This window comes from Bariatricus sp. HCP28S3_D3, assembly GCF_052065755.1.
Lineage (GTDB): Bacteria > Bacillota > Clostridia > Lachnospirales > Lachnospiraceae > Allocoprococcus.
In genome coordinates, this window is sequence record NZ_JBQHTK010000007.1 from 58736 (window position 1) to 71195 (window position 12460).

The window sequence follows — 12460 nt, forward strand, 5'->3', positions numbered from 1 at the left end:
CCGACCGGGCGGCGAAAGCTGCCTGTTACATAGTCAGGTGCAGGCAATATCCGCAGCTGGCTATTTTCTGCGCTCTCCGGCAGGTGCACATGTTGGAAGTTTGGCGCATAACCGCAGTTTAGAATCGCACCGGCTGATAGGCCGGACAAGTTACAGGAGGACAAATCTATGGCGTTTCTTACTACAACTGCATCGGTACTGTCTCTTTTCTCACAGCTGTTCATGCTTCTGTCCCGGATGGCGAAGCTGTTCGGTGTGTTTGCGTAAGGAAGGAGGCGGCTCATGCAGAGTATCCTTGAACAGATCACAGATTGGCTCAAGAGCATGATCATCAGCGGTATCATGGGAAATCTTTCAGGGATGTTTGATTCGGTCAACCAACAGGTTGGACAGATCGCAGGCGATGTGGGAACCACACCGGCGAACTTTTCACCTGCGGTTTTCTCTATGATCCGTAACATCTCGGAATCCGTGATCCTGCCCATTGCCGGAATGGTGCTGACATTCATCGCCTGTTATGAGCTGATCCAGATGCTCATCGAGCATAACAATCTGGCAAATTTCGAGACGTGGACATTTTTCAAATGGGTCTTTAAGACCTTTCTGGCAGTGACTCTGATCTCGAACACATTCAATATCACGATGGCTGTCTTTGATGTGGCGCAGCAAGTGATCTCCCGAAGCGGCGGTCTGATTTCCGGCAGTACGTCCGTCAGTGATGCGACCCTGACAGCAATGCAGGCTACACTGGAAGGCATGGACTTGGGACCGCTGCTGGGACTGTATTTGCAGACCTTTGTGGTTCAGGTCACGATGCTGGCATTGTCGGCTATCATCTTTGTCATCGTGTATGGCCGAATGGTGGAAATATATCTCATGGTGAGCCTTGCGCCGATTCCGTTCGCAACCTTTGGAAACCATGAGCAGAGCCATACCGGTCAAAACTACCTGCGTTCCCTGTTTGCACTGGGATTCCAAGGCTTTCTTATCATGATCTGTGTAGGCATCTATGCAGTTCTGATTCAGAACCTGTCCTTTTCGGATAACATCATCAGCAGCATTTGGGGCGTTATGGGCTATACGGTTTTGCTGGCATTTACACTGTTTAAGACGGGAAGCCTTGCGAAATCCGTGTTTGCAGCGCACTAAGGAAGGAGGAATGATTCATGGCATCTTATATTTCTGTGCCGCGAGACCTTTCAAAGGTCAAAACCAAGGTCTTTATGAACCTGACCAAACGGCAGATTCTCTGCTTTGGAGCCGGTGCGCTGATTGGCGTTCCGGTTTTCTTTTTGCTCAAATCCAGCGGAAATCTGAGCCTTGCCGCACTTGGCATGATGGCAGTGATGCTGCCGCTTTTCTTTCTTGCCATGTACGAGAAAGACGGTCAGCCGCTGGAAGTGGTGGCAAAGCACTTCTATGAGGCAAAGTTCAAGAGGCCGAAAACGCGGCCTTACAAAACAAAAAATTACTATGCACTGCTGGTGCAGCAGGCAGATGTGGAAATGGAGGTAAATCGCATTGTTCAAAATTCTCGAAAAGCTGACAGCGAAGAATAAAAAGCAGGATGACATCCGAATGCCGTCTCATCTGTCAGCCGCAGAGCAAAAACAGGTGCAGACGGTGATTGATCGTGCAAGGGGTGACCGCACGGTTCCGCATTCGGCACAGGAGAGCATTCCTTTTCAGCGGATGTTCCCGGACGGTATTTGCCGTGTGACGGACAATTACTACACCAAAACCATTCAGTTTCAGGACATCAATTACCAGCTGGCGCAGCAGGAAGATCAGACGGCTATCTTCGAGGAATGGTGCAGCTTCCTGAACTTCTTTGATTCCAGCATCCGCTTTGAGCTTTCTTTTATGAATATGGCTACGGATGCCTCGAATTTTGAGAAGATGGTGCGCATCCCGTACCAGAAGGATCATTTCAATCCGGTGCGCACGGAGTACAGCACCATGCTGCGCCGCCAGCTTGCCCAGGGCAACAACGGTCTGACCAAGACGAAGTACCTGACGTTTGGCATTGAAGCAGAATCCATGAAACAGGCAAAGCCGAGGCTCATTCACATTGAGATCGACCTGATGAACAACTTCAAACGCTTGGGTGTCCGGGCAAAATTGCTGAACGGCAAGGAACGGCTTCATCTGATGCACGATATATTCCACATGGGTGACCATGACCGATTCAATTTCGATTGGAAGTGGTTGCCAGAGAGCGGGCTGTCGGTAAAGGATTTTATTGCGCCGACCGGGTTTGCCTTTCCGAAAAACCGTATTTTTCAGATGGGCGGGATGTATGGTTCCATGTCCTATCTCCAGATCACGGCTTCCGACCTGTCGGATCAGCTGCTGAAGGATTTTCTGGATATGGAATCCAGCCAGATCGTGACTATGCACATTCAGTCGGTAGACCAGAATAAAGCAATCAAATCCATCAAGCACACCATTACGGAGCTGGATCGTTCCAAGATTGAGGAACAGAAGAAAGCTGTCCGTTCCGGATACGATATGGACATCATTCCGTCAGATTTGGCAACTTACGGCAAGGACGCAAAGGCACTGCTGAAGGAATTGCAGAGCCAGAATGAGCGTATGTTCCTGCTGACCTTTCTGGTGATGAACACCGGCGAGACGGAGCAGGAGCTGGAAACCAATGTGTTTCAAGCTTCCAGTATCGCGCAGAAGTACAACTGCAACCTGCGCCGTCTGGACTTTCAGCAGGAGCAGGGGCTGATGAGCTGCCTGCCGCTGGCACAGAATCTGATTGAGATTCAGCGCAGCATGACTACCAGCAGCACGGCAATTTTCGTGCCGTTTACCACCCAGGAACTGTTTCAGACCGGGAAAGAGGCTCTGTATTATGGGCTTAATGCGCTGTCCAACAACCTGATTATGGTTGACCGGAAAAAGCTCAAGAACCCCAACGGGCTGATTCTTGGCACTCCCGGTTCCGGTAAGTCCTTCTCTGCCAAGAGAGAAATCGCCAATGCGTTCCTGGTGACGGATGATGATGTAATCGTGTGCGATCCGGAAGCCGAGTACACGGCACTGGTGCAGAAATTTGAGGGGCAGGTCATTAAAATCAGCCCTTCCAGCACGCAGTATATCAACCCGATGGACATCAACGCGAACTATTCGGAAGAGGATAATCCGATTGCCCTGAAAGCAGATTTTATCCTGTCCCTGTGTGAGTTGATCGTGGGCGGTAAGGAAGGCTTGCAGCCGGTAGAAAAGACGGTCATCGACCGATGTGTTCATCAGATTTACCAGACCTATTTTGAGAACCCGGTGCCGGAGAATATGCCGGTATTGCAGGACTTGTACGAGGCTCTGCTCCGGCAGGATGAAAAGGAAGCACACCATGTGGCAACAGCACTGGAAATCTATGTGACCGGTTCGCTGAACCTGTTTAACCACCGCACCAATGTAGATATCAATAACCGGCTGGTCTGCTATGACATCAAGGAGCTGGGCAAACAGCTGAAAAAGATCGGGATGCTGGTGGTGCAGGATCAGGTCTGGGGGCGTGTGACCGCCAACCGTAACGCCGGCAAAGCCACCCGCTACTATATGGACGAGTTCCATCTGCTTTTGAAAGAAGAGCAGACAGCAGCCTACAGCGTGGAAATCTGGAAGCGATTCCGTAAATGGGGCGGTATTCCCACCGGCATCACCCAGAACGTCAAAGACCTGCTTTCTTCTCGCGAAGTGACGAACATTTTTGAGAACAGCGACTTCATTTATATGCTGAATCAGGCAGCCGGTGACCGTCAGATACTGGCGGATCAGCTGAACATCAGCCCGCACCAGCTGTCCTATGTGACCCATTCCGGTGAAGGCGAAGGACTGCTGTTCTACGGGAATGTGATTTTGCCGTTCGTTGATCGCTTCCCCACCGACCTGGAACTGTACCGGATTATGACGACAAAATTAACCGAAGTGCAGGAAGCAAAGGAGGCGTAAGCGATGGCTGGCAAGAAAAATCCGAATCTCGGAGACAAGCTGCGGCAGGAGCGCGAGGGTGCGGAGAACACCCTTCGCGATTCCAGAAACAAAGCCGTAGGTAGCAGTACGGGAGAAAGCAGCAAGAAAAAAGCGGAACACCGAAGACAGATTCGTCACGAGGCCGATCTTGCCAAGATGCGCAGCAAGAAGCTGAAATCGGAGCAGGAAGTAAAAGCGAAGAAGAATGCAGTCGCTTCCGGAAAAAAAGATGGAAAGCCAAAGAAGCCGGGGAATCTTGCGACAGATGTACTTTCAGCCAAAGCACATCAGAGTGTGCGTAATGCCGACCGGGATAATAATTCCGGTGTGGAGACAGCGCATTTCACCGAAGGTTCAGCGGAAGGCGCAGTTCGTGCAGGTTTCCGGTTCCAATATGGTCGAAAGCTGCGGCAGTACAAAAAGCTGGAGCGGCTGGAGAAAAAGGCAGATAAAGATGCCGTAGATTCCATCTTTGCGGAACGCATGAAGTCTGATCCGCAGGCTGGCTCGAATTTCTTTTCCAGATGGCGGCAGAAGCAGGCTATCAAAAAAGAGTATGCCGCTGCGAAGGCAGGTGCAGCCGCAGCGGAGAACACAGCAGCTGGCACAGCCAAAGCTGCGCAGGGTACTGCCAGTATAACGGAAAAGGCATTTCAGTTTGTGCAGAGCCACTCGCATATCATCATCGGTATCGCAGCCGTGGGACTGCTTGTTTTGGTGATTGCCGGGTCGGTTTCGTCATGCTCCGTCTTGATCAATGGCGGCGGCAATGTGGTGCTGGGAACTTCCTACACAGCGGAAGATGAAGATTTGAAAGGAGTGGAGACGGATTATACCAAGCTGGAAGATAAACTTCGCAAACAAATCGACCGCATTGAAACCGACCATCCGGGCTATGACGAGTATCGCTACAATCTGGAAGAGATTGGTCACAATCCCTATGAGCTTGCTTCTCTACTGACCGTAGAATTTGAAAACTATACGAGAAGTCAGGTGCAGGCGCGGCTCCAGAGTATTTTTGAAGCGCAGTATGAGCTGAAGCTGGTGGAAAAGGTGGAAATCCGGACAAGGAAAGAAACCCGTGTGGGTTATCGCTACAATCCAATCACCGGAACCGGACACACCTACACCTATCAGGTGACGGTACAGTATGAGTATAAAATTCTCAATGTAACGCTGCTCAATCGGGGTGTGGACTATGTTGCCAGAAATTCCGGCCTTACAGATGACCAGCTGCAACGCTACGAAGTCACATTGGAGTGCAGGGGCAATCGGGATGATCTGTTTGCAGGCATCGCCTTTGCAACGCCGGACGGCGTGGGTTCCAGCGGAGAATACCAGGATTACGACATTCCGGGCGAAGCTCTGACGGATGAAAAATTCCGGAAGATGATTACCGAAGCAGAGAAATATCTCGGTTATCCCTATGTCTGGGGCGGCAGCTCGCCGAGTACCAGCTTTGACTGTTCCGGCTTTGTCAGCTGGGTCATCAACCACTGCGGAAATGGCTGGAATGTAGGCAGGCAGACGGCCAACGGTCTGATGGGAAAATGCGACATTATCCCGAAGAGTGAAGCAAAGCCCGGAGACCTGATCTTCTTCCAGAAAACCTACAACACCAGCGGAGCGTCCCATGTGGGCATTTATGTCGGCAACGGGATGATGATCCACTGCGGCAACCCAATTTCCTATGCTTCCATTGAGACGAACTACTGGAGGCAGCACTATTACTGCATGGGAAGAATTCGATAAAAACAGGGCGTTTATTCGCCCGGAAAGGAAACGATATGAGCTTGAAACTGGAAAAGATTGCTGCGGAGCGGGAGAAAGCCCGCAGAAAACGCGATGAGTGGGAGGAACGCAGAAAGGAATGGGACAGAAAGTACCACGAGCAGGAAAACAGCGAAATCTGTGAAATGGTACATGCCCAAAGCCTGACCCCGGAACAGCTGGCAGTCATCATTCAGATGGCGCAGGCTGCGGTTCCAAACCCGGAAAATCTGAAACTGGATGAGAAAGAAATGGAGGATATGGAATGAAAAAGATGATGGCAATGCTGCTTGCCAGCGTGATGGCAGCAGGAACCTTTACGACCACAGCGTTTGCCTATACGGGCAATGATGTGCAGAAGAACACATCTGCCAGTACCGCTGCGCAGGAGACGGATGCAGCGGAAAGTGCAAATGCAGGGAAAACGGACAATACCGACAACATCGAAATCGACCCGGACATGCAGGTGCTGCCGGATGGCTATGAAGTCTCTACGGATGCGGATGGGAACCTGATCGTTACGGTGGGCGGCAAGGAATACAACATCGGCAGCGAAAAGTCCCCAAAGCAGACTGGCACGGTGGTGCCGGGTATCACCAGCTTGCATTTCCGTTCCGGTCCCGGCATGGATCAGGAGATTATCGGGTATCTACATTCCGGTGATACGGTGGAGATTGTCGAAAAATGCGGTGACTGGTATAAGGTGAACTTCAATGGCAAAACCGGGTATGCACATGGAAAATACCTGAATGTCACGGATTCTGGAAAAGACAGCAGCATGTTCAGTGAAGATGCTCTGAAGTTGTTTCTGGATCTGATGCAGGGCGGACTGTCATCCGAGAGTGAAAAGGAATCCAGTACAGCTCTGACCCCGGAAGGAAATATGACGCTGGTGGACGATATCGGTGAGAAAGAAGATAAATCCAGCCAGCAGTTCATCACGCTGGTGACAAAGGCGGGAAACACTTTCTATCTGATTATCGACCGCGATAAGGACGGCAACCAGAATGTGCATTTTCTGAACATGGTGGATGAGGCCGATTTGCTTGCGCTGATGGATGAAGAGGAAGCTGCCAAGTATCAGGAGAAGGAACCGGAAGTCACGGAGCCTGCGGAAACCGAAAAACCGCAGGAGACGGAGCCTGCACCGGAAGAGCAGAAAACAGAGAACGAGCAGAAGAAAGCGTCTCCGCTTCCGATGATTATGCTGCTTCTGTTTGTGATTGGTGCAGCTGGTGTCGGCGGTTATCTCTATATCAAGATGAAGGGCGTAACGCCTGTATCCAAGAAAAATCAGCCGGACCCGGATGCAGATTATCACGATGAAGATGAAGATGCGCTCCAGCTGCCGGAGGATGATGGTGACGAGGATGAAGAAGTGGATGTCAATGAGGATTACGAAGCAGAATCGGACGATGAACCTGTCTGATTAAGGCAGCGTTGACCGGTAGGGGCGGCTGAGAAGCCGTCCCTTTTACATAGCTAAATGGTTTGTGGATGAATTATTTTGAGCTATGAAGCTATGGAATCCGTAGGCGATATCTGATAAAATAGAGAGTAAGAACAGTGATACAAATCGGAAGTTGTGGAGGTAAAATATAGATGAATCAAGGTAGAATGGCTAAAATGAGAATATCACCGGAATTGAAAAAACTGATCGAAAAATACCGCTGCGTAAAAGATACGGAAGGAATGTCTCCTGCTAAGGTATATAAGCTGGTGGGAGAAAATGAAAACCTATATTTAAAAATGACGGACAGCCGGTATAAAGGGACCACCTATGATGTGGAACGGGAAAAGGACATGATGCTATGGCTGGAAGGAAAGCTGCCTGTTCCAAAGGTCCTGCACTTTGAACGGCATGATGGCTGGAGCAATCTGCTCATGAGTGAGGCCGATGGCGTCCTTTGCTCGGAAGAGTATGAAGATGAACAAAGCCCTGAAAAGATTATCGAGCTGTATGCGGAGTGCATCAGGCTCTTTCACTCCATCGACATATCGGATTGTCCCTATACGAATAGCTTAGACAGCCGCTTAGCCGAATTGGATTACTTACTGAATAACGATCTGGCCGATGTGGATTGCGAAAACTGGGAAGAAGACACTCCATTTAAAGATCCGCGCGAGCTGTATGATTTTTTAAAGACGGAAAAGCCCGAAGAGGAACTTGTCTTTTCCCACGGCGACCTGGGAGACAGCAACATCTTTGTGAAAGATGGCAAAGTAAGTGGCTTTATTGATCTTGGGAGAAGCGGCAGGGCGGACAAGTGGTATGACATTGCCTTCTGCGTCCGGTCGATCAGGGAGGATATCGGGGAAGAACAGTATGTCGAGCTATTTTTTGACTTACTGGGGATCAAGCCTGATTGGGAGAAAATAAAATATTATATTTTACTGGATGAATTGTTTTAGTACCTAGATTTAGATGTCTAAAAAGCTTTAACTACAAGCTTTTTAGACATCTAAGATACTGTTTCAGCAGTAAAAGAAAAAATAGTAAGCGGTACGGCTTTACTATTTTAGACAACTTCCAGTTTGTAGACCTAAAACGGAATACAGTTCCTTACATAGCAGTCATGTGCTTCGGTGCCTGGCTGCTAATTTTTTTGCGAAAGGAGCAGTATCAAATGAAGCTTGTATTAGCGGAAAAGCCCTCGGTTGCCATGAGCCTCTCGAAGGTGATTGGGGCAAATCAGCGCGGGGATGGTTATATGGAGGGCAATAGCTACCTTGTCAGCTGGTGTGTAGGGCATCTGGTGGAACTTTCTCAGCCGGAAGCCTATGATGAAAAGTATGCCAAGTGGAGGTATGATGATCTTCCGATTTTGCCGGAACATTGGCAGTATCAGGTGTCCGCCAGCACGAAAAAGCAGTTTGGAATCCTGAGAAAGCTCATGCAGCGGAAAGATGTGGAGAGCCTGATCTGTGCAACCGACGCAGGCCGTGAGGGAGAACTGATTTTCCGACTGGTTTACCATCAGTGCGGCTGCAAAAAGCCGGTGGAACGTCTGTGGATTTCTTCGATGGAGGACAGTGCGATCCGGGAAGGCTTTCAGAAGCTCAGACCGGGAACAGAATATGATGCCTTATATGAGGCGGCTTTATGCCGGGAGCGTGCCGACTGGATTGTCGGAATCAACGCCACCCGGCTTTTTTCATGTCTGTATGGGCAGACCCTGAATGTAGGGCGCGTGATGACACCAACGCTTGCGATGGTGGTCATGCGGGATGCAGCAATTCGGGCGTTCAAGCCGGAGCCGTTCTACTCGGCAGAATTGAAATTTCGGGATTTTCAAGCGGGCGGTGATCGGATGAAAGAAAAAGCAGAAGCAGAAAAACTGGTGGCAGAGTGCTGTCAGGCGGGGAGTGCCATCATTACCAAGGTGGAGCAGAAAGAAAAATCAGAGAAGCCCCCGGCCTTGTTTGATCTGACCTCGCTTCAGAGAGAAGCAAACCGGCAGCTGGGATTCACTGCCCAGCAGACCCTGGATTACACGCAGGCTCTGTACGAGAAGAAACTCGTGACTTATCCCCGTACCGACAGCCGGTATCTGACGGATGATATGGCACCGCTGGTGCCGGAACTTGTTTCTGCGATCCAGCAGAGCTTTCGGATTCAGCCGGATGTGCCAGCACTGGTGAATGCAGCGCAGGTCATCAATTCCAAGAAAGTCACTGATCACCATGCCATTATTCCTACAAAAACAGCGGCAGGTTATGACATTTCCTCTCTTCCCAGTGGAGAACAGGCGATTCTTACCATGCTGGCGGTGCGGCTGATTTGTGCAGTCGGAACACCCTGCCACTATGCAGAAACCATAGTAGAAGCGGAGTGCGCCGGTCAGAAGTTCGGCACGAAAGGAAAAACTGTCACGGATATGGGCTGGAGGCGATATGCCGGAAAGTCGAGTGAAGACGCTGAGAAGAATGCGGAGGCAGGTGATCTGCCGAAACTTTCGGAAGGCATGACACTGGAACTTGCTGGTGTCGATCTGAAAGAAGGTAAGACCAGCCCACCCAAGAGATTTACCGAAGACCTTCTGCTTTCAGCGATGGAGAGTGCCAGCTCAGATGAATTCCCGGCTGGCGTAGAGCGAAAAGGCATCGGAACACCGGCCACACGCGCTGCCATCATCGAAAAACTGGTGCAGAAGGGCTTTATCGAGCGCAGAGGCGATAAGAGAACGAAATACCTTTGCTCTACGGATAAGGGAAATGCGCTGGTGACGGTGGTGCCGGAACAGATCCAGTCCCCCTCCATGACGGCAGACTGGGAGGAAAAATTGCTGAAAATAGAACACGGCGAGTATGACAGCGATGCCTTTATGGGCGAAATCAGCAGCATGGTCAGCGGACTTGTAAAAACCTACGAGGCTGTGAAAGGTGCCGATGTTCTGATGCAGTCGGAGCGCAAAGTTATTGGTTCCTGCCCGGCCTGCGGCAGTGATGTCTGCGAAACGGGAAAGGGATGGTTTTGCAGGGATAAGAGCTGCAAATTTGCGCTCTGGAAGGAAAACAGATTTTTTCAGACACTGGGAAAGCAGATGACGGAGGAGCTGGCAAAGCAACTGGTAAATCAGGGAAAAGCACGGCTTACCCATTGCTATTCCAAGAAGTCAGGACGTTACTATGACACAACCGTTCGTGTAGAGACCGGCGAGGACGGTGCAGCAGCATTTAAGTTGGAGTTTGGAGGTAAAGAATGAGCATGAAAATGATGAATGCAACTTATCTGGTGGATAATGCGGCGCTGCTTTCCTTGCAGGAAAAGCAGGACGGCGTGGAGTTCCATTGCTTTGATATGGACAGCAAGGTACAGATTGCCGAGGGACATATTGGCTGGGATGTGTTGGATAAACAGCCGTTTTCTACTTTGGAAGAAAGCGCGAGGATGGCAGCACTCCAGAAGATTCCCCAGATTGCAGGTCTTACCGTTGCACCGGTAGCTCCGGAGATGCTGGAGCAGGTACGCGGCGGCAGAAAGGTTCTTTGGCAGATGAAAAAGGCTGATCCTGAGCTGGAGAATGCTAAAAATATCCGGTTTATCACCAGCAGCTACGAAGATCGATTCAAAATTCCGGATGGCAGTGCGGTGGAGATCGAGTATCCGAATCGGAAGTTTTCGGCTCGCTGCGAGTATATGGACGAATATCATTTGCGCCTGGGGTATGATGTTTTGCACATCTGTCAGCTGGCAGAAATGCTGGAACGCGGCGGTGGTACATGCCGCCCGGAGCCACTGATTACGGAAGAACGCAGCGCATGGGATTTGGGAAGCAAGGGCTTTCTTACCATTCAGACCTGTGAGGACGGTTACGACTATACCTTATATCATAAGGACTTCACGGAAATTGACGGCGGGCAGATCGACAACCCGGAAATCAGCATGAATGCAGCCAGAGACCAGATTCTTTCGGATTATGGGTTCGGTGGCCGTACCATGACGCGGATTGACTATGATGAACTTTGTGATCGTGCAGAGGAAGCGGAAATCAGCAGACGGGAATCTGTGCTGGGTAAACTCTCGGATTTGTCTTCCAGAACGGATACGCCGGTGAAAGCTGCCAAGGCGAAGGAGGCAGAGCGATGAAATACAAGCTTACGAAGGCAGAGCAGGAAACCGTCATCAATTTTGATAATGAACTGGATACCGCCAGCATTTATACCCATGACAGCCGCCTGATTAAGAAGCTTCGGGAACTGCGAAAACAGTATCCGGAGCAGTTTATTTTGGAGCACCGGGAGCATGGGTCGGTCACTTATACGATTCCGAAACGCTGCGTCGGTATCCGACCGCCTTATAGTGAAAAGCGGCGGGAACAGCAGCGGCAGGAAGCAAAGGAAAACGGCCTGCCGTTTATGGAGAAGGGAGAAATGAACGATGGCAAGAATTGAAAAATGGGATGAAGTGCATGGAACGCAGGCACCGGACGAAAGAATGATGGCATTTCTCGACAGTACTACCGACCAGTATGCGATTTTGCAGCTTCGCCGCAGCGAGGATACGGTATATGAACGCTTTTCGTCTATGCGCGAACTGGAACGGATAGGGCTGGAACCGGATATTGACCATTATGAGGTGGTTTATACGGCTCCGCTTCTTCCCTACAAGGATCAGAATACGATGTTGGAGGAACTGTATGCGAAATTCAATGTTTCCCGCCCTGATGATTTTACTGGTCATAGTCTTTCTGTGTCTGACATCGTGGCTTTACGGCAGAATGGTGTTGTAAGCTGTCACTATGTGGATTCCATCGGCTTCCAGGAACTGCCCGGATTTTTGAAACCGGAGAACTACCTGAAAGCCGAAGAAATGGCGATGGAGGACGATTACGGCATGATTGACGGCGTAATCAATAACGGAAAGAAGGAAGAACCGGTGGAGAAAGCATCGGTTCTGGATCAGCTGAAGGAAAAGCAGGAGGCTGTGCCGCCTGCGCCGCCTCGCAGGTGCTGCGAAGAAAAGGAGTTATAAATGCGTTTTACGGATGACGAATGGATGCTCATGATGCTTTACAGCCCTGGCACACGGACAGGGCTGATCGAAGAGCTTCAAAAGATGCAAAAAAGTCTGACGGGCAGAGACAGAAACCTGCGCAGGTGGACGGCCTCGCTGCTTGCAAAACTGGCAGAGATGACGGATGCAGAATATGAGGCACTGGATTTGTATCCGGACGAATAAAGGAGAGGAGGAAAAAGACAG

12 protein-coding genes are annotated in these 12460 nt (G+C 50.3%); all 12 read left to right on the forward strand.

The window, feature by feature from the left end; translation table 11 throughout:
- Positions 1-282: 282 nt before the first annotated feature.
- The 12 genes from ACTNB3_RS07350 to ACTNB3_RS07405 all read left to right on the forward strand — a co-directional run bounded on the left by ACTNB3_RS07350 (position 283) and on the right by ACTNB3_RS07405 (position 12439).
- Complete coding sequence (locus ACTNB3_RS07350) at positions 283-1149, forward strand: VirB6/TrbL-like conjugal transfer protein, CD1112 family (RefSeq protein WP_002576403.1); 867 nt, start codon at positions 283-285, stop codon at positions 1147-1149.
- A gap of 17 nt (positions 1150-1166) precedes the next feature.
- Positions 1167-1559: a PrgI family protein gene (locus tag ACTNB3_RS07355; RefSeq protein WP_002576402.1), complete on the forward strand. Its 393-nt coding sequence runs from the start codon at positions 1167-1169 to the stop codon at positions 1557-1559.
- A gap of 19 nt (positions 1560-1578) precedes the next feature.
- Positions 1579-3966 carry a VirB4-like conjugal transfer ATPase, CD1110 family gene (locus tag ACTNB3_RS07360; protein WP_441024960.1) on the forward strand — a complete coding sequence of 796 codons (2388 nt, stop codon included), beginning with the start codon at positions 1579-1581 and terminating at the stop codon, positions 3964-3966.
- A 3-nt stretch (positions 3967-3969) separates the two neighbouring features.
- Complete coding sequence (locus tag ACTNB3_RS07365; RefSeq protein ID WP_441024919.1) at positions 3970-5739, forward strand: C40 family peptidase; 1770 nt, start codon at positions 3970-3972, stop codon at positions 5737-5739.
- A gap of 35 nt (positions 5740-5774) precedes the next feature.
- Positions 5775-6026, forward strand: coding sequence for a DUF4315 family protein (locus ACTNB3_RS07370; RefSeq protein WP_238078482.1), 252 nt, complete (start codon positions 5775-5777; stop codon positions 6024-6026).
- Positions 6023-7186, forward strand: coding sequence for a CD1107 family mobile element protein (locus ACTNB3_RS07375; RefSeq protein ID WP_441024921.1), 1164 nt, complete (start codon positions 6023-6025; stop codon positions 7184-7186). Before ACTNB3_RS07370 ends, ACTNB3_RS07375 begins: the two co-directional genes overlap by 4 nt.
- Before the next feature lie 188 nt (positions 7187-7374).
- On the forward strand, positions 7375-8169 hold the full coding sequence (gene aph(3')-IIIa / locus ACTNB3_RS07380) for an aminoglycoside O-phosphotransferase APH(3')-IIIa (RefSeq protein WP_001096887.1): 795 nt from the start codon (positions 7375-7377) through the stop codon (positions 8167-8169).
- A 215-nt stretch (positions 8170-8384) separates the two neighbouring features.
- A complete protein-coding gene (locus ACTNB3_RS07385) occupies positions 8385-10463 on the forward strand; it encodes a DNA topoisomerase 3 (RefSeq protein WP_427819632.1) in 2079 nt (692 codons plus the stop codon).
- Positions 10460-11347 (forward strand): LPD16 domain-containing protein, encoded by an 888-nt coding sequence (locus ACTNB3_RS07390; protein ID WP_441024922.1) that lies wholly within the window; start codon positions 10460-10462, stop codon positions 11345-11347. Before ACTNB3_RS07385 ends, ACTNB3_RS07390 begins: the two co-directional genes overlap by 4 nt.
- The gene (locus ACTNB3_RS07395; RefSeq protein ID WP_008396497.1) at positions 11344-11652 is read left to right on the forward strand and encodes a hypothetical protein; all 309 of its coding nucleotides are present in this window, start codon (positions 11344-11346) and stop codon (positions 11650-11652) included. Before ACTNB3_RS07390 ends, ACTNB3_RS07395 begins: the two co-directional genes overlap by 4 nt.
- Positions 11639-12232, forward strand: coding sequence for a YodL domain-containing protein (locus ACTNB3_RS07400; protein ID WP_441024923.1), 594 nt, complete (start codon positions 11639-11641; stop codon positions 12230-12232). The genes ACTNB3_RS07395 and ACTNB3_RS07400 overlap by 14 nt, the downstream gene beginning before the upstream one ends.
- Complete coding sequence (locus tag ACTNB3_RS07405; protein ID WP_005929883.1) at positions 12233-12439, forward strand: transposon-transfer assisting family protein; 207 nt, start codon at positions 12233-12235, stop codon at positions 12437-12439.
- Positions 12440-12460: the final 21 nt, after the last annotated feature.